We start from the raw sequence: 17,496 nt of genomic DNA on the forward strand, positions 1-17,496 counted from the left end.
GTCGGGAAGGTCCCCGGCAGGCGGTCGTGCGCCGTCGGAACTTGGGTTGTCGCCGTGGCGGCCGGTCCATGGCGCCAGCCCGTGTTCACGGCGCTCGCCTCCCTCGCTTGTACCCTCGCAGGCTCGGGGCAAGCTTCAGTCGGCTCGGCCGTGGAACACGGGCCGGCGGTGGTGTTCGGCTGGGGCTCCGTCGGAACTTGGGTTGCCGCCGAGGCGGCCGGTCCATGGCGCCAGCCCGTGTTCACGGCGCTCGCCTCCCTCGCTTGTAGGCTTCACCTCATGTGCGGAATCGTCGGATACGTCGGGCATCGCCCCGCTCTGGACGTCGTCATGGCTGGACTGCGGCGCCTGGAGTACCGGGGCTACGACTCCGGTGGCATCGCCCTGGTGCACGACGGCCAAATGGCGTCGGCCAAGAAGGCCGGCAAGCTGGCCAACCTCGCGGCCGTGCTCGCTGAGCAGGAGCTGCCGGCATCCTCGACCGGCATCGGGCACACCCGGTGGGCCACCCACGGCGCCCCCAACGACCGCAACGCCCACCCGCACCTCGACGACGAGGGACGCATCGCTGTGGTGCACAACGGCATCATCGAGAACTTCGCCACACTGCGCGACGAGCTCGAGCGCGCCGGGCACGAGATGCTCTCCGAGACCGACACCGAGGTCGTCGCCCACCTGGTACGCGACGAGCTCGAGAAGACTCCGGATCTCTCCGACGCGGTGCGGGCAGCCTGCCGACGCCTCGAAGGCGCGTTCACACTAGTCATCGCCGACGCCCAACGTCCGGACGTCGTCGTCGGAGCACGACGCAACTCTCCGCTCGTCGTCGGTCGCGGTGAGGGCGAGAACTTCCTCGGCTCCGACGTCTCGGCGTTCATCGAGTACACCCGCGAGGCTATTGAGCTCGGGCAGGACCAGGTGGTGACGATCACGCCCGGCTCCATCGACGTGACCGACTTCCACGGGGACCCGGTACAGGTCACTCCGTACCACGTCGACTGGGACGTCTCCGCCGCCGAGAAGGGCGGGTACGACTGGTTCATGCTCAAGGAGATCGACGAGCAGCCCCAGGCCGTCGCCGACACCCTCCTGGGGCGACACACGCCCGAGGGCCGCCTGCAGCTGGACGAGATGCGCCTGTCCGACGACGAGCTGCGCGACATCGACAAGATCATCGTCGTCGCCTGCGGCACCGCTGCCTACGCCGGCCACGTGGCCAAGTACGCGATCGAGCACTGGACCCGCATCCCCTGCGAGGTGGAGCTGGCCTCAGAGTTCCGGTACCGCGACCCGATCCTTGACCGCTCGACCCTCGTGGTCGCGATCAGCCAGTCCGGCGAGACGATGGACACTCTCCAAGCCATCCGGTACGCCCGGCAGCAACGGGCCCGCGTGCTCAGCATCTGCAACACCAACGGCTCCACCATCCCGCGAGAGTCCGATGCGGTCATCTACACGCACGCCGGCCCGGAGATCGCCGTCGCCTCCACCAAGGGCTTCCTCGCCCAGGTGGTGGCCTGCTACCTGCTCGGCCTCTACCTCGCCCAGATCAAGGGCATCAAGTACGGCGACGAGATCGCCGCCATCATCGCCGCGCTGGAGAAGATCCCGGCCGGGATCCAGCGACTCCTCGACGAGGGGGACCAGGTCCGCAAGCTCGCCGCCGAGCTCGCCGACTCCCGCTCCGTCCTGTTCCTGGGACGGCACGTCGGGTACCCGGTGGCGCTGGAGGGTGCGCTCAAGCTCAAGGAGCTCGCCTACATCCATGCCGAGGGGTTCGCTGCCGGCGAGCTCAAGCACGGGCCGATCGCCGTCGTCGGGGATGGCATCCCGGTCTTCGTCGTCGTCCCGCCCCGCGCACGCGACCAGCTGCAGGAGAAGATCGTCAGCAACATCCAGGAGGTGCGGGCACGCGGAGCGCGCACGATCGTCCTGGTGGAGGACGGCGACGACGACGTCGTGCCGTACGCGGACCACGTCATCCGACTGCCACAGGTGCCCACGCTGCTGCAGCCGCTGGTCGCCACGGTGCCGCTGCAGATCTTCGCGTGCGAGCTCGCGGACCAGCTCGGCCACGACGTCGACCAGCCCCGCAACCTCGCCAAGTCCGTCACGGTGGAGTGAACCCCATGGCCGGCGCGCACCTGCACGGCATCGGTGTCGACGTCGTCGACCTCGAACGCTTCGCCGCGACGTTGGAACGCACTCCGGAGTTGGCGTCACGGCTGTTCACGGCAGGGGAGGCCGAGCGGTCGGTGGAGTCGTTGGCTGGCCGGTTCGCCGCCAAGGAGGCCTTCGTCAAGGCGCTGCGGGCGCCCGCCGGCATGTCCTGGCAGGACATCGAGGTCGTCACGGACGAGCATGGGGCACCGTCGTTCCAGCTGCACGGGGCCGCTGCCGACCGGGCCGGCGACCTCGGCCTGACGTTGCACCTGTCGATCTCGCACGACACGAGCGTCGCCACGGCGTTCGTCGTGGCCGAGGTCTCCTGATGTTGCACGCCCACGCGGTGGCCGACGTGCGCGGCGCCGAGGAGCGGCTGGCCGCGGAGATGGCGGCGAAGGGCCTTCCCGAGGGCGAGCTCATGCAGCGCGCCGCCCGCGGACTCGCCGACGCCCTGGCCGACGTGCCGGCCGGTGAGGTCCTGCTGGTGCTCGCCGGTCCCGGCAACAACGGGGGCGACGCCCTGTACGCGGCCGCGCACCTGCTCGACCGGGGAGTGCGCGTCGACGTGTGTCCGCTGGATCCTGCCACGATCCACGAGGGCGGACTTGCAGCAGCCCGGGCCGCCGGCGCCCGCGTCGTGGATGCCCCGGACGGTCACCGGTGGGTGCTCGACGGCATTCTCGGCATCGGCGCACGACCCGGCCTGCGCGGCGCCGCCGCACACTGGGTCGAGTGGATCAGCGAGCACCGCCCGTACGTCGTGGCGGTGGACGTGCCGTCCGGCGTGGACGTCGACACCGGCACCACGCCGGGACCCCACATCGTCGCCCACCGCACCGTCACGTTCGGCACCCACAAGGTGGCCACGCTCGTGGGCCCTGCAGCCGATGCCTGCGGCGAGACGACCCTGGTGGACATCGGGTTGACGCCGCACCTGGGGGCGCCTGCAGTCTCTGCGTTGCAGGACGACGACCGTCAGGTGCTGGCGTCGAGCGCACCCGGCGCCGCGTCGCACAAGTACACCCGCGGCGTCGTGGGTGTCGCCGCCGGCTCGCAGGTCTATGCCGGGGCGGCGCACCTGTGTGTCGCGGGGGCGCAGTCGGGACTCGCCGGCATGGTTCGCTTCCTCGGCTCGGACGCCCTGACCGCACGAGTGGTGGATCGGGCACCGGAGGTCGTCGCGGCGGGGCCGCCGGGGGATCGTGGACGCGTGCAGACGTGGGTCGTGGGGCCCGGGGCCGGCGACGACGTGGACGAGCTGCTGCGGCTCACCCTGGCCGATGACGTGGCCGTGGTGGTCGACGCAGGCGCGCTGGAGCACCTTCCCGTCCCGCTGGCCGTACCGGCGCTCCTGACGCCGCACGCCGGTGAGCTGGCCCGGATGCTCGAAGTCGAGCGGTCCAGCGTCGAGGCCGCTCCGCTCACCCACGCCCGTCTGGCGGCCGACCGGTGGCAGGCCTGCGTCCTGCTCAAGGGCGCCCGGACCGTCGTGGTCTCCCCGGAGACCGGGGGCCACCGGCGTGCCTTTGTCAACCAGTCAGGCACGCCCTGGCTGGCCACGGCCGGCGCCGGCGACGTCCTGGCCGGACTCGCCGGGTCCCTGATCGCCGGGGGACTGCCGCCGCTCGAGGCCGGAGCGCTCGCCGCGTTCCTGCACGGACGCGCAGCCGAAGCCGTCAACCCCGGCGGCCCGGTCACCGCCTCCGCCGTCGCCCGTGAGCTGCCTGCCGCGGTCGCCCGGCTCCTGGATGAGGACGAGATCTCGTGACAGCACCGCAGGCGGAGGCGATAGTCGACCTCGACGCCTACCGCGCCAACCTGGCAACACTCGCGGCGTGCGCGCCGTCATCGGCCCTCATGGCCGTGGTCAAGGCCGATGGGTACGGCCACGGTCTGCCCCAGGTGGCTCGGGCGGCCCGTGAGGCGGGGGCCACCTGGCTCGGCGTCGCGACGCCCGACGAGGCGCTCGCCCTACGCGCCACCGGGGACACCGGGCCGGTGCTCTGCTGGCTGTCCGCGCCCGGCCGCGACTGGGGCCCGCTCGTGGAGGCCGGCGTCGAGGTGACCGCATCCTCGGTCGCACAGCTGCAGGAGATCCTGGCGACCTCCCCCCGCAGGTCTGCAGCGGGCGTGCCGGGCGGGCGGCGACCTCGCGTGCAGCTCAAGGTGGACACCGGCCTGGCCCGCAACGGGGCGTTCGGAGACCAGTGGACCGAGCTCGTCGGCGCAGCAGCCGCTGCCCAGGCGGCGGGGCACGTCGAGGTGAGCGGTGTCTGGTCGCACTTCGCGTGCGCCGACCAGCCCGGCCACCCGGCCAACGACGCCCAGGAGGCCGTGTTCTCCGAGGCCGTGGACCAGCTGCGAGATGCCGGCATCGATCCCGGTCTGCGCCACCTCGCGAACTCCGCGGCGATCCTCAGCCGTCCCAGCGCGCACCTCGACCTCGTGCGCGCCGGCATCTCCTCCTACGGACTGCCACCGGATGCCTCGATGTCGATCGACGTCCCTCTACGTCCCGCCATGACGCTGCGGGCACGGCTCGCCGCCGTCAAGCGGGTGCCCGCCGGAACCTCGGTCTCCTACGGCCACACCTGGACCGCTGACCGCGAGAGCACGCTCGGCCTGGTGCCGATCGGGTACGCCGAGGGCGTCCTGCGCACCGCCTCCGGACGGGCGGCCGTGGGCTTCGCCGGAGGGCAGGTCCGCCAGGTCGGCACCATCTGCATGGACCAGTTCGTCGTCGACCTCGGTGAGGTCCCGGCCAGGCCGGGCGACGTGGTCACCCTCTTCGGTCCCGGGGACGACGGCGAACCCACCGCCGAGGACTGGGCGAGCGCCGCCGGTACGATCGGGTACGAGGTCGTCACCCGACTCGGCGGCCGCATCCAGCGCAGCCACCGAGGAGTTTGATGGTCAGCCCCACCCAGCGTGCTGCCGTCCTGGCCAGCACGGCGGGGGCGTTCGTGGCCGCCGGAGTGGCCGCCCGCGTCGTCAACACCCGCCAGCGCGCCCGACGTCGAGCGCGTCGCGGCGAGCAGGTCGAGTTCGGCACCGTGCACGGTCCGGTGCACACCGTCACCGCCTCCGACGGCGTCCGTCTCAACGTCGAGGTCGACGACGGTCCCACGGACGGCCCCACCCTCGTGTTCGTCCACGGCTGGGTGTGCACCCTCGACACCTGGCACTACCAGCGGCTCGCCCTGCGCGGTGAGCACCGCATGGTGTTCATGGACCACCGCTCGCACGGTGGGTCGGGACGCTCCAGTGCGCGCAACGCCACGTTCGAGCAGCTGGCCGACGACCTGCACCGCGTGCTCGAGGAGATCGTCCCCACCGGACCAATCGTCCTGGTCGGCCACTCCATGGGCGGCATGACGATCCAGCAGCTCGCCGCCGACCACCCGGAGCTGTTCGGCGGGCGGGTCGTCGGCGTCGCTCTCATCGGCACCAGCTCGGGCCGCCTGATGCGAGGCAGTCCGGCGCTCAAGCGGCTCGCACCCGCGCTGCGTCTGGGCGGCGCGGCACTCGACTGGGGCCGCGCCTTCAACAGCTACTCGGTCATCCAGCGGTGGGCCTTCGGACCGGACCCGCAGGAGCGCCACGTCGACATGGTCGACGAGATGATCCTGCGGGCCCCCACGCACGTGCTGCTGGACTTCTACACCGCATTCACGACGCTCGACCTCACCTCGGGTCTCAAGGGCCTCGGCGCGGCGGACACCGTGGTCGTCTGCGGCACCCAGGATCTGCTGACCCCCGTCAAGCACAGCCGCCGTCTGGCGCAGGCCGTCCCGGGGGCTCGGCTCATCGAGCTCGAGGGCGCCGGCCACATGGTCATGTTCGAGGAGCACGAGGAGATCACCGCCATCATCGCCGAGCTCGTGGAGAGGGTCCGATGAGGGCGCTCGACGTCATCGACGCCGGTCCCGAGCACGCTGTGCCGGTTGAGCGGCTCGTGCCCGGCGTGGGAGGGTCGCGATGAGGGCCCTGGACGTCATCGACGCCGGTCCCGAGCACGCGGGCGCGGTGGTCGACATCATCCGGCGGTCCTTCGGCAGGCGTCCGCACCTGGACCCGCCGTCGACGGCCCTGGACGAGACCGAGGAGTCCGTGGCCGAGGTCCTCGCCGGGCCCGGTGGCCTGTTGGTGGAGCGTCGGGGCCTGCCGATGGGCGCGCTGCTGTTCGACGAGTCGCGATCGGACAAGCTGGGCCTGCGTCGCGTGGCCGTCGATCCGGAGATCCAGTCCCGTGGCGTCGCATCGGCGATGGTCGGCGTCGCCGAGGACACCGCCGAGGAGCGCGGCAAGGACGGCATCTGGCTGCACGTGCGTGAGGAGCTGCCGGAGACGATCCAGTTCTGGAGCCGACGCAAGTACCACCCGGTGAGCCAGGACGGGCCGCTCATCGAGTTCGGCAAGACGTTGTGGCTGGCACGGGAGGTCCCCACCCCCGATGCCATGCGCGACCTCGCCTCGCGCGTGGCCGAGCTGATCCGCCCGGGGGACCTGCTGGTGCTGGCCGGCGACCTCGGAGCCGGCAAGACGACGTTCACGCAGGGCCTCGGCGACGCCATGGGCGTACGGGGGCCCATCACCTCGCCGACGTTCGTCCTCGCCCGCACCCATCCGCCGCAACAGGGCGGACCGCCGCTGGTGCACGTCGACGCCTATCGGCTCGGCGGTCCGGAGGAGATCGACGACCTCGACCTGGACGCCACCGCCGAGGAGGCGGTCACGGTCGTCGAGTGGGGTGACGGTCTGGCCGAGCAGCTGAGTGACAGCTGGTTGTCGGTCTCGATCGAGGTCCGTGGGGCCCGTCCGATCGACCCGCTCGGCACCAAGGCCGACGGCACGCACGACGAGGTCGCCGACGCCGAGCCGCGTGTCGTGACCGTCAAGCCCCACGGCCCCCGGTGGGTCGATGTCCCGCTCCGTTCCACCCTCCTGTCCTGACCGCTCGGGAGTCACTGCGTCACGTCCCGGGAGTCACTGCGTCACGTCCCGGGAGTCACTCCGTCACACGACGGACCCGGGCCTCGGGCACGGAGTGACTCCGCGAGCGTGCGCGCGTGACTCCCGGGGTGTTCCGGAGTGACTCGCGAGCGGCGGCTGGCGGGTGTCGCCTAGGCTCTAGGGGTGCTGCTGCTCGCTCTCGACACCGCTGGACCGGTTGTGACGGTCGCCGTGCACGACGGCGACCACGTCATCGGCACGGCCAGTGGCGAGGGGGCCATGGCGCACGGCGAGCTGCTCGCCCCGGCCATCGGTGACGCGCTGGCGCAGGCCGGCCGCACGGCCCGGGACCTCACCGACGTCGCCGTCGGGGTCGGACCCGGGCCCTTCACCGGGCTCCGCGTGGGGGTGGTGACGGCCCTCAGCCTCGCCTCGACGCTGGGCCTGGCGACCCACGGTGTGTGCTCCCTGGACGCCGTCGCCCCCGGTCGCAGCGGCGAGTACCTCGTCGCCACCGACGCACGGCGCAAGGAGGTCTACTGGGCGCACTACGCCGACGGCCGCCGCCTCGACGGCCCCCACGTCGACAAGCCGGCCGACGTCGCCGCCAGGCATCCGGGCCTGCCGGTCGTCGGCCGCGGCGTCGCGCTGTACCCCGACCTCCTCATGGGTGAGACCCACAGCGTCGACGGGCAGAGCCTCGACCCGTCGGCATCCGCCCTCGCGGAGATCGTCGTGGACGGCCGGGCCGAGCTCCTGCCCCTCGAGCCTCTCTACCTGCGTCGCCCTGACGCCAAGCCTGCAGCGCCACTGGTCGTGCCGGGCCAGGCCCCCTCCCTCGCCGAGTGATGGACGTCCGGAAGGCCGCTCCCTCGGACCTGGATGCCGTCCTCGAGCTCGAACGGGCGGCGTTCGGCGACGACGCCTGGACGCGGACCGCCGTCCAGGAGGAGCTGACCGCCGGCGCCAGGACGCCTCTGGTCGTCGGCGACCCACCACGTGGGTGGGCGAGCATCCTGGTGGCCGGTGACGACGCCGACCTGACGCGCATCGGCGTGCACCCGACGGCGCGACGCACCGGCTGCGCCACCGCACTGCTGGTGCGAGCCCACGACGAGGCGAGGTCGCGCGGGGCGACACGGATGCTGCTGGAGGTCTCACCGCAGAACCATGCAGCCGTCGCGCTCTACACCGCCGACGGCTTCGCCCTCGTCGCCAGGCGGACCGCGTACTACGCCGACGGATCCGATGCCCTCGTCCTGGAGCGTGCCCTGTGATGGCGGAGATCACCTCCTGGCCGTGGGGCTGGGCGTGGCTGAGCCTGTTCGGCATCGTGCTGCTGCGTGCCGGGGCCACCTACGGGATCGGCCGGGCCGTGGCGGCCGGGGTGCTGCATCAACGCCCGCCGGGTCCCGGTGTCCGGCGTGCGATGGATCGGGTGGAGCAGTGGGGGCCGCCGGTCGTCACAGCCAGCTTCCTCACGGTGGGCGCCCAGACAGTGGTCAATGCGGCCGCCGGCCTGGTGACGATGACCTTCCCGCGGTACCTGCTCGGACTGGTGCCGGGGGCCGCCATCTGGGCCACGATCTGGAGCACGGTCGGAGCAGGGATCTTCGTGGCGGCCACCCGTGCCGGGTCCGACCGCGACGAGGCCATCGTCCTGGCGATCGTCACGATGGTGCTCGTGGTGGCGGTCGGTGTGGTTGCGCAGCGTACGCGTCGTGACACAGTGGAGTCATGAGCCAGACATCAGGGGAACCCGACGCCACGTCCCACGAGAAGTCCGAGGACCTGGACCAGCTGCAGCGTGAGGACACGCTCGTCGACCGTGGGGTCGACGACGTCCTGGACGAGGGGTACTCACCCCCTGAGAACTGGGGGCCCGGCGAGGGCTTCGGGTCCACGGCCGCGGAGTCGCTCCAGGGGGAGAGCCTGGACCAACGGATCGCCCAGGAGCTGCCGGACCTCGACCCCATGTCCGACCAGTACGCCCCAGCGCCGGTCGGAGACGAGGTCGGCGACGAGCGCTCCGGTCGCCTCGTGGCGCCGGACGAGGGCCTGGCCGAGGACGAGGAGCAGTCCCTCGTGGGTAACGACGTCGGCATCGACGGCGCCGCCTCGAGCGCGGAGGAGGCTGCGGTGCGCATCCGCGCGGACCAGCCGGACGACGCAGCCGGAGGACGTCCGCTCGACGAGCTCTGATCGGCCTCCTGGTCCGATCCGGGTCCTGCGCTCCAGGCGGTCAGCCTGGTGAACAGGTGTGCACTATCGTGGCCGGATGCGTGACATCACCTACCCGGTCGTCATCGTCACCGCGAAGACGCTCTTCAAGGTGCTCGGGATGAAGTTCCAGATGTCGGGAACCGGGCACATTCCGGCCAAGGGTGGCGCGATCCTCGCCTGCAACCACATCAGCTACGTCGACTTCGTCTTCGACGGACTGGCGGCGCAGCCCAGCAACAGGCTGGTGCGCTTCATGGCCAAGAAGGAGGCGTTCACGCACCCGGTCAGTGGTCCGCTGATGCGCTCGTTCCACCACATCGAGGTCGACCGCGACGCCGGTGAGGCCTCGTACCGCCGGGCGGTCGAGTACGCCCGCGAGGGCGAGATCGTCGGCGTGTTCCCGGAGGCGACGATCAGCCGCTCCTTCGAGATCAAGGAGCTCAAGACCGGCGCCGTGCGGATGGCTGCCGAGGCCGGGGTCCCCCTGGTTCCGATGGTCACTTGGGGGACGCAGCTGCTCAAGACCAAGGACCACGAGTCCGACCTCAAGGGACGCGGCAAGACCATCGCGCTGCACGTGGGGGAGCCGCTCGACGTCACGGGGCAGGACCCGGTGGCCGAGACGGCCCGCCTGGGCGAGGTGATGACGACGCTGCTGGACAAGGCGATCACCGAGTACCCGATCTCGCCCGTCGGGCAGTGGTGGGCGCCAGCACGTCACGGCGGCCTCGCGCCCACCCCGCAGGAGGCCGCGCGTCTCGATGCCGAGGAGAAGGCCGAACGGGCCGCGCGACGGGCCGCCAAGCAGCAGGGTGATGTCTGAGGGCGACGCGTCGTACGATGCTGCGAGCGTCGCGTGTCGGTGGCAGGCAGTGTCAGGCATGGAGGCGCCGAAGCACGAAGGAGCACGACGATGAACACGTCGTTCCCTTCGCCCCCACGTGACTGAGGGCGAGAAGACCAGGCTGATCGCCTGGAGCCATGAGCTGCGCACGGTGCACGGACGACTGCGCGAGGCGCTGCGGGTGACGCGAGAAGCGCTGGACGACGGCGAGGGAGCCGCGCCCGCCACGCGGGACCTGTTGCTGTTCTGCCACGGGTTCTGCACCGCTCTGACCGCGCACCACGAGGGCGAGGACCGTGAGCTGTTCCCTGCCATCGCCGCGGCCCACCCCGAGCTGCGCGGGACCCTGCGAAACCTGGAGCAGGACCACTCGATGATCGACCACCTGCTGAACGGCCTGCAGGGGGCGGTGGAACGCGGCGCCCCGGCGGCCGAGCTCGACCAGCACCTCGAGGGCGTCGCCGCGCTCATGGAGAATCACTTCCGCTACGAGGAACGCCAGCTGCTCACGGTGCTTGAGACCCTCGTGCTCGACACGGACCCGCACGACGTCCTGGGGCCGCTGTGATCCGCCCCGGCCGGACACTCGCGGGCGCCGGGTGCTCGGGCCCGGGGCCGTTCATGCCTCGGCTGCCACCTTGATCCGTGCCAACGTCTGCTCCATGCTGTCGCGCAGCACCGCGGTGTACTCCGCCTGGCCGCCGAGGTGGGTGTCGGTGAGGTCCAGGGAGAAGTCGGAGATCCCGTCGGGTGTCTCCCGACGTTGAGTGAGGCGTGTCCGGTCCGGTGCGACGCTCTCGAGCGCGAAGGACCAGATCACCCGGTTCTCGGCGATGCGAAAGGCTACTTCGCGCTCCTCCGTGAAGCGCACGATCTCGCCGTGCGTGGCCCACTCGAGCTCACCGAGACGGTTGAGGTTCGTGAACTGGGCTCCTCGCTGCACGCGGTCGAACCCCGGGCGGAGCCGGACCGAGACGACCTGCGGGCTCCACTCGGGCATGCGGCACACGTCACTGACGAGCGGCCACACCTGCGCCGGTGGTGCTCCGATGTCGACGGCATGCTCGAGCAAGGCCTCGTACGGGCGGTCCGGGCTCATGCTTCGGGCCCGGTGCTCTCGAGGCTCACGAGCGGGTGGGTGTTCTCGGTGAGGAACATGTCTGCCTTTCGGTCGTGGGACGGCGTGGTCCGTGACGCTCGTCTCGCACGCGCGCACAGGGTCATACTGCAGGACGATGGTGGTGTCCCGCGGCTGCGCGACCACGTGTCCACCCCACGAGGCTCGGCGGAGTTCCGACACATCGCCGGCACCGATCGCCTGTCACAATGAGCCGGTGAGCGAACCGGTCGTGCTGGGCATCGAGACCTCCTGCGACGAGACGGGTGTGGGGATCGTCAAGGGAACCGAGCTGCTGGCCCATGCGGTGGCCTCGAGCGTCGAGGAGCACGTCAGGTTCGGTGGCGTGGTGCCCGAGGTGGCCAGCCGGGCACACCTGGAGGCCATGGTCCCGACCCTGGAGCAGGCCTACACCGAGTCAGGCGTGCGGATCCAGGACGTCGACGCCATCGCCGTGACCTGCGGCCCGGGGCTCACCGGGGCCCTCCTGGTGGGCGTCGCGGCCGCCAAGGCACTTGCCCTCGCCCACGACAAGCCGCTGTACGGACTGAACCACCTGGTCTCCCACGTGGCTGTCGACCAGCTGGAGCACGGACGGTTCGACCGACCGGTGGCGGCGCTGCTCGTCAGTGGCGGTCACACCGAGATCCTGCTCGTGGAGGACATCGCCTCGGACGTCACGATGCTCGGCAGCACCATCGACGACGCCGCGGGGGAGGCGTTCGACAAGGTGGCACGCCTGCTCGGCTTGCCCTACCCCGGTGGTCCGCACGTCGACCGGGTGGCCGCTGACGGCGACCCCACGGCCATCGCCTTTCCCCGCGGACTCATGGCGGCCAAGGACGCCGAGAGGTACCGCTACGACTTCTCCTTCTCCGGTCTCAAGAGCGCCGTCTCGCGGCACGTGCAGCGTGAGCGGGCGGCCGGGCGCGAGCTGGCGGTCGCCGACGTGGCGGCCTCCTTCCAGGACGCCGTGGTCGACGTGCTGACCCGCAAGACGGTGCAGGCCTGTCGCGACCATGGCGTCGACACGCTCGTCGTCGGTGGCGGTGTGGCTGCCAACGGTCGGCTGCGTGAGTTCGTGCGCGAGCGTGCGGGTGCTGCGGGCATCGACGTGCGGATTCCGCGGCCCGACCTGTGCACGGACAACGGGGCCATGGTGGCGGCACTCGGAGCCGAGGTGGTGCGCCGAGGTGAGCGGCCGTCCTCGCTCGACCTCCCGGTCGACTCCAGCCTGCCAGTGACCGCCGTGGTGGCATGAGCGAGCGAACGATTCAGATCACCTCATGCGGTCACGGTCCTGTTCTTGTTCCCTGAGGGCGTGACCGTATGAGCCGTTGGGTCCTGCTGCCCGTGGTGCTGCTCCTCGGCGGTGCGCTGGCGTTGACGTGGCGTCTGCAGGACGACCCGGACAGCACGTCCGCCCAGGCGGGCCAGGAACAGCAGCGTGAGCCGGAGCCCACCCTGCAGTCATGGACGCCCACCGAGCATCAGGTGTCCCAGGCGCGTCGGATCGTCGAGGATCTCACCCTCGATGAGCTGGCGGGCCAGCTCATCGTGGCGCGGCACGTCTCCGAGAAGGACTCCCTGAGGCTCGTGCGGGAGCGGCACGTCGCGGGCGTCATGGTCACTGGTCAGCGGCCCACGGACGGCGGCGACGACCCGCTGGCGCAGGTCAAGGACCTCAACGGGGAGCTCAGGGCCGCAGGTGCGGACCGAGGTGTCCCCGTGCTGCTCCCCATCGACCAGGAAGGCGGCCTGGTGGCCCGTATCGAGGAGCCGATGACGGTCTTCGGCAGCTTCATGGGCGCGGGTGCCGCCGTCGCCGGCGATCCGCAGGAGGGCGCGCAGGCCGTGCGGCAGGCCGCGGCGGGCAGTGGCGCCGAGCTGCGCGAGGCGGGGTTCACGATGGTGCTCGCGCCTGTCGCCGACCTCTCGATCGGTCCCGACCACCCGGCCATCGGCAGTCGTTCACCCTCGTCGGACCCGGAGGTCGCGGCGCGGACCGTGCTGGCCGCCGTCGAGGGGTATGGCGATGCAGCGCTGCTCTCCACGGTCAAGCACTTCCCGGGCCACAACGTCGACGAGGACAGCCATGACCTCCTGCCCACGCTGGAGAGCTCGGAGGAGGAGCTCGGCGAACGTGACCTGGTCCCGTTCGTCGCAGCGATCGAGCAGCGGGCTCCAGCGGTCATGGTCGGCCACCTCGACGTCCCTGCCCTCGACGCAGGCACTCCGGCCTCGTTGTCCCGGGAGGTCGTCACGGGCTGGCTCCGTGATCGACTGGGGTTCGAGGGAGTGATCATCAGCGATGCGCTCGACATGGGCGCCGTCACCGCCGGACGTCCTGCCGAGGAGGCGGTCGTGGCGACGTTGCGGGCCGGCAACGATCTCGCCCTCATGCCGGTGGACGCCGACGCCGCCCATGCCGCCGTCGTCGAGGCGCTGGAGTCCGGCCGCCTGGAGGAGGAGCAGGCCCGCGCCTCGGCCACCCGCACCGTCAGCTGGCTGCTGGCCCAGGACGCGAGCACAGCCCTGCCCGGCGGCCCCGGCTCAGCCGACGAGGCGGCCCAGGAGGTGGCACGAGCAGGTCTGAGCATCGTCACCCGCCCGTGTGGCCGGCCACTGGACGTCGATGCGGTGGAGCCGGTCGGCCCGCCAGGTCCGGTCGCCCGCTTCCGTGCGGCGGCGCAGGACGTCGGCCTCACCCTCGGTGGCGGCACCCGCGTCGCGCTCATCGGTGCCGATGGAGTGGTCCACGACGGCGACGTCGCGGTCGCCACGGACACCCCGTACCCGCTCGCCCGCTCTCAGGCGTCGGTGCGCATCGCGCTGCACGGCAGCGGTGAGCCCGCCATGCGAGCCCTCGCGGAGGTGCTCGCCGGGGACGCGCCGGCGGGCGGGTCGCTGTCGGTGGAGGTCCCGGGGCTCGAGCCGACGTCCTGCTGACCCGGGAAGGTATGCCGTGACGGGGCTCACAGTGACGCGTACACTCCGACCATGGGTCGCAGTGATGACTTCGCAGTCCCGCCGGGCGCCGACCCGGGCCGGCTGACGAAGCACCTTCACCGCGCGCACGACGACTTCGTCAGCTCAGGCCGAGCCGATCCGTCCGTGCGCAGCCTGGTGCTGGAGTCCTGGCGACGCAGCATCGACAGTGGCCTGGACCCGGAGTCGGGCCTGCCGGGCATCGTCCTCGACGACGACTCCCTCATGCAGGTCCGTGCCGAGCACCCGCTGGCGGCCGGCATGCCGGTGATCCGTCGCCTGCTCGTGGAGAGCGCGGGCGAGGCGGGCCTGCTCGTCGCCGTGAGTGATGCGGCCGGGCAGCTCTTGTGGGTCGAGGGCGCCAGCTCGTTGCGTTCGCGTGCCGAGGGGATGCACTTCGTGGAGGGTGCCGACTGGAGTGAGCACAGTGCCGGCACCAACGCTCCTGGCACTGCCCTCGCGCTCGACCGCCCGGTCCAGATCCTCGGCCCTGAGCACCTGGCCCGCCCGGTGACGCCGTGGAGCTGTTCGGCCGCCCCCATCCACGACCCCGACACCGGTGCCGTCCTGGGCGTGCTCGACCTCACCGGCGGTCCGGAGGTCGCCACGACGCAGAGCCTGTCGCTCGTGCGAGCCACGGTGGCCGCTGTCGAGGCCGAGCTGCGCATCGCCCGGATCGGCGGGGAGGGACCCAAGGTGACCTCCAGCGATTGGTCGGTGCCTCGTCTCGACGTCCTGGGCGCGCACGGCGCGACCGTGCACTACGGACCCACCACCACGCGCCTGAGCCTGCGACACAGCGAGATGCTGCTCCTCATCGTCCAGGCGCCGGACGGTCTCACCACCGCCGAGCTGGCCCTCGGACTCAGCGACGAGGAGCAGGCCCCGGTCACCATCCGGGCCGAGCTGTCGCGGCTGCGGTCCGTGCTGGGCCCGCTGCATCTGGCGTCGCGGCCATACCGTCTGGAGAACGCGTTGCGCACCGACGTCACCGACGTCCTCGAGCACGTGGCGGCGGGGCGCCTGCGTCAGGCCGTGGCGGCCTACCGCGGCCCTGTCCTGCCGACGTCGCAGGCACCCGGGGTCGCAGAGCTACGTGACGACGTGCACGAGCGGCTGCGGTCGGCCCTGCTCGCCGGCCAGGAGGCCGACGCCCTGCTGACGTTCGCCGACACCCCCTACGGTCGCGACGACCTCGCCGTCTGGCAGCGCGTCCTCGACGTCCTTCCGGTCTCCTCGCCCCGGTACGCGCAGGTGGCCGGACACGTCGAACGGCTCGACGCCGAGCTTGGCTGAACCCGAGCGAGCTCTGCTGGGGGCACCTCCCTGCACGCAGCGCAGCGTGGGGGTACCTCCCGCGAGTGCAGCGAGTGGGGCGTGCTTGGGGGCGCGAGCGGTTCAGTCAGGTCGAGTGTGCGCGCCGAAGGCGCCAGTCATGGAGCCGTCGCACCAGGGGCGTAGCCGCGACGGAGCGAGACCTCGCAAGGATCTGGGCTCGGCTACGGGAGCGTGGTTCACACGGGCTCCTGCGGGGTCAACCCGCAGCGCTCTGACAACGTCGTTGCAACGTCGTCGTGACTAGCGTCACAGGTACGTGTCCCCTTCGTCTGAGGAGTCTTCCCATGAGTGTCTTCGCCCAGCCCGGAACCGAGGGTTCCGTCGTCTCCTACAAGTCCCGCTACGACAACTGGATCGGTGGTGAGTACGTCGCACCGGTCAAGGGCCAGTACTTCGAGAACCCGTCGCCGGTCAACGGCAAGACCTTCTGCGAGGTAGCCCGGTCCACCGAGGAGGACATCGAGCTCGCGCTTGACGCCGCTCACGCCGCCGCACCTGCGTGGGGCAAGACGTCGGTCGCCGAGCGCGCCGTCATCCTCAACAAGATCGCCGACCGGATCGAGGAGAACCTCGAGATGCTGGCCGTCGGCGAGACGTGGGACAACGGCAAGCCGGTTCGCGAGACCATGGCCGCGGACCTTCCGCTCGCCGTCGACCACTTCCGCTACTTCGCCGGGGCGATCCGCGCCCAGGAGGGTCACCTGTCGCAGATCGACGACGACACCGTGGCCTACCACTTCCACGAGCCGCTCGGCGTCGTCGGACAGATCATCCCGTGGAACTTCCCGCTGCTCATGGCAACGTGGAAGCTGGCCCCGGCCCTGGCCGCCGGCAACGCGGTGGTCCTCAAGCCGGCCGAGCAGACTCCCGCGTCGATCATGCTGCTGATGGAGCTCCTCTCGGACATCCTTCCGGCCGGCGTGCTCAACGTGGTGAACGGCTTCGGCGCCGAAGCCGGTGCTCCGTTGGCCTCCAGCAGCCGGATCCGCAAGATCGCCTTCACCGGTGAGACGACCACCGGCCGCCTCATCATGCAGATGGCCAGCCAGAACCTCATCCCCGTGACGCTGGAGCTGGGTGGCAAGAGCCCGAACATCTTCTTCGAGGACGTCGCGTCCAAGGACGACGCGTTCTACGACAAGGCCCTCGAGGGCTTCACGATGTTCGCGCTCAACCAGGGCGAGGTCTGCACGTGCCCGAGCCGCGGTCTCATCCAGAACTCCATCCTGGAGCAGTTCCTTCCCGCGGCCACCGAGCGCACCAAGGCCGTCAAGCAGGGCAACCCGCTGGACACCGACACGATGCTCGGCGCCCAGGCCAGCAACGACCAGCTGGAGAAGATCCTGTCCTACTTCGACATCGGCGTGCAGGAGGGTGCTCGCGTCATCACCGGTGGTGAGCGGGTCGATCTCGGTGGAGACCTGTCGGGTGGCTACTACGTCGCGCCGACGATCTTCCAAGGTCACAACAAGATGCGGATCTTCCAGGAGGAGATCTTCGGTCCGGTCGTCTCGGTCACCGGCTTCGACGACTACGACGACGCGATGAACATCGCCAACGACACGCTCTACGGCCTCGGTGCCGGTGTGTGGTCGCGCGACACCAACACCGCCTACCGGGCGGGCCGCGACATCCAGGCCGGCCGGGTGTGGACGAACTGCTACCACGCCTACCCGGCGCACGCGGCCTTCGGTGGCTACAAGTCCTCGGGCATCGGCCGCGAGAACCACTCGATGATGTTGGACCACTACCAGCAGACGAAGAACCTGCTGGTGAGCTACTCGCAGAACGCCCAGGGCTTCTTCTGATGCCCGGGAGCGACGGTACCGCCGCCGGCACGGCTGCTCGGCCGGCCGTGGACGCGGTG

17 protein-coding genes are annotated in these 17,496 nt (G+C 71.1%); 16 read left to right on the plus strand and 1 reads right to left on the minus strand.

All coding sequences use genetic code 11. The annotated features are described in order from the left end of the window. The first annotated feature begins 279 nt into the window (after positions 1-279). The 12 genes from glmS to ACEVFP_RS05860 all read left to right on the plus strand — a co-directional run bounded on the left by glmS (position 280) and on the right by ACEVFP_RS05860 (position 10,754). Positions 280-2,124, plus strand: coding sequence for a glutamine--fructose-6-phosphate transaminase (isomerizing) (glmS, locus tag ACEVFP_RS05805; protein ID WP_375002684.1), 1,845 nt, complete (start codon positions 280-282; stop codon positions 2,122-2,124). Between the two features lie 5 nt (positions 2,125-2,129). Beyond that, on the plus strand, positions 2,130-2,492 hold the full coding sequence (locus tag ACEVFP_RS05810) for a holo-ACP synthase (RefSeq protein ID WP_375002685.1): 363 nt from the start codon (positions 2,130-2,132) through the stop codon (positions 2,490-2,492). Further along, positions 2,492-3,934 carry an NAD(P)H-hydrate epimerase gene (locus ACEVFP_RS05815; RefSeq protein WP_375002687.1) on the plus strand — a complete coding sequence of 481 codons (1,443 nt, stop codon included), beginning with the start codon at positions 2,492-2,494 and terminating at the stop codon, positions 3,932-3,934. The genes ACEVFP_RS05810 and ACEVFP_RS05815 overlap by 1 nt, the downstream gene beginning before the upstream one ends. Continuing rightward, on the plus strand, positions 3,931-5,076 hold the full coding sequence (alr, locus tag ACEVFP_RS05820) for an alanine racemase (RefSeq protein ID WP_375002688.1): 1,146 nt from the start codon (positions 3,931-3,933) through the stop codon (positions 5,074-5,076). Before ACEVFP_RS05815 ends, alr begins: the two co-directional genes overlap by 4 nt. Then, positions 5,076-6,065, plus strand: coding sequence for an alpha/beta fold hydrolase (locus tag ACEVFP_RS05825; protein ID WP_375002690.1), 990 nt, complete (start codon positions 5,076-5,078; stop codon positions 6,063-6,065). Before alr ends, ACEVFP_RS05825 begins: the two co-directional genes overlap by 1 nt. A 79-nt stretch (positions 6,066-6,144) precedes the next feature. Continuing rightward, on the plus strand, positions 6,145-7,119 hold the full coding sequence (tsaE, locus tag ACEVFP_RS05830; protein ID WP_375002691.1) for a tRNA (adenosine(37)-N6)-threonylcarbamoyltransferase complex ATPase subunit type 1 TsaE: 975 nt from the start codon (positions 6,145-6,147) through the stop codon (positions 7,117-7,119). Positions 7,120-7,302: 183 nt separating this feature from the next. Beyond that, positions 7,303-7,968 (plus strand): tRNA (adenosine(37)-N6)-threonylcarbamoyltransferase complex dimerization subunit type 1 TsaB, encoded by a 666-nt coding sequence (tsaB, locus tag ACEVFP_RS05835; protein WP_375002692.1) that lies wholly within the window; start codon positions 7,303-7,305, stop codon positions 7,966-7,968. Next, complete coding sequence (locus tag ACEVFP_RS05840) at positions 7,968-8,396, plus strand: GNAT family N-acetyltransferase (RefSeq protein ID WP_375003771.1); 429 nt, start codon at positions 7,968-7,970, stop codon at positions 8,394-8,396. The genes tsaB and ACEVFP_RS05840 overlap by 1 nt, the downstream gene beginning before the upstream one ends. After that, entirely contained in the window at positions 8,396-8,860 is a 465-nt protein-coding gene (locus ACEVFP_RS05845; protein WP_375002694.1) for a hypothetical protein, read from the plus strand. Before ACEVFP_RS05840 ends, ACEVFP_RS05845 begins: the two co-directional genes overlap by 1 nt. Then, the gene (locus ACEVFP_RS05850; protein WP_375002695.1) at positions 8,857-9,321 is read left to right on the plus strand and encodes a DUF5709 domain-containing protein; all 465 of its coding nucleotides are present in this window, start codon (positions 8,857-8,859) and stop codon (positions 9,319-9,321) included. The genes ACEVFP_RS05845 and ACEVFP_RS05850 overlap by 4 nt, the downstream gene beginning before the upstream one ends. A gap of 76 nt (positions 9,322-9,397) precedes the next feature. Next, positions 9,398-10,165, plus strand: coding sequence for a lysophospholipid acyltransferase family protein (locus tag ACEVFP_RS05855; protein ID WP_375002696.1), 768 nt, complete (start codon positions 9,398-9,400; stop codon positions 10,163-10,165). Positions 10,166-10,283: 118 nt separating this feature from the next. Next, complete coding sequence (locus ACEVFP_RS05860) at positions 10,284-10,754, plus strand: hemerythrin domain-containing protein (RefSeq protein WP_375002697.1); 471 nt, start codon at positions 10,284-10,286, stop codon at positions 10,752-10,754. A 51-nt stretch (positions 10,755-10,805) separates the two neighbouring features. Here ACEVFP_RS05860 and ACEVFP_RS05865 read toward each other — a convergent pair whose 3' ends face one another. Next, on the minus strand, positions 10,806-11,285 hold the full coding sequence (locus ACEVFP_RS05865) for an SRPBCC family protein (RefSeq protein WP_375002698.1): 480 nt from the start codon (positions 11,283-11,285) through the stop codon (positions 10,806-10,808). A 235-nt stretch (positions 11,286-11,520) separates the two neighbouring features. Here ACEVFP_RS05865 and tsaD point away from each other — a divergent pair, with 235 nt between their 5' ends. The 4 genes from tsaD to adh all read left to right on the plus strand — a co-directional run bounded on the left by tsaD (position 11,521) and on the right by adh (position 17,437). Continuing rightward, positions 11,521-12,564: a tRNA (adenosine(37)-N6)-threonylcarbamoyltransferase complex transferase subunit TsaD gene (gene tsaD / locus ACEVFP_RS05870; RefSeq protein ID WP_375002700.1), complete on the plus strand. Its 1,044-nt coding sequence runs from the start codon at positions 11,521-11,523 to the stop codon at positions 12,562-12,564. A gap of 68 nt (positions 12,565-12,632) precedes the next feature. After that, positions 12,633-14,252 carry a glycoside hydrolase family 3 N-terminal domain-containing protein gene (locus tag ACEVFP_RS05875; RefSeq protein ID WP_375002701.1) on the plus strand — a complete coding sequence of 540 codons (1,620 nt, stop codon included), beginning with the start codon at positions 12,633-12,635 and terminating at the stop codon, positions 14,250-14,252. A 51-nt stretch (positions 14,253-14,303) separates the two neighbouring features. After that, positions 14,304-15,587 carry a GAF domain-containing protein gene (locus ACEVFP_RS05880; protein WP_375002702.1) on the plus strand — a complete coding sequence of 428 codons (1,284 nt, stop codon included), beginning with the start codon at positions 14,304-14,306 and terminating at the stop codon, positions 15,585-15,587. Between the two features lie 326 nt (positions 15,588-15,913). Continuing rightward, positions 15,914-17,437 carry an aldehyde dehydrogenase gene (gene adh, locus ACEVFP_RS05885; RefSeq protein WP_375002704.1) on the plus strand — a complete coding sequence of 508 codons (1,524 nt, stop codon included), beginning with the start codon at positions 15,914-15,916 and terminating at the stop codon, positions 17,435-17,437. Positions 17,438-17,496 lie beyond the last annotated feature (59 nt).

It is taken from the genome of Aeromicrobium sp. CTD01-1L150 (assembly GCF_041951745.1).
Lineage (GTDB): Bacteria > Actinomycetota > Actinomycetes > Propionibacteriales > Nocardioidaceae > Aeromicrobium.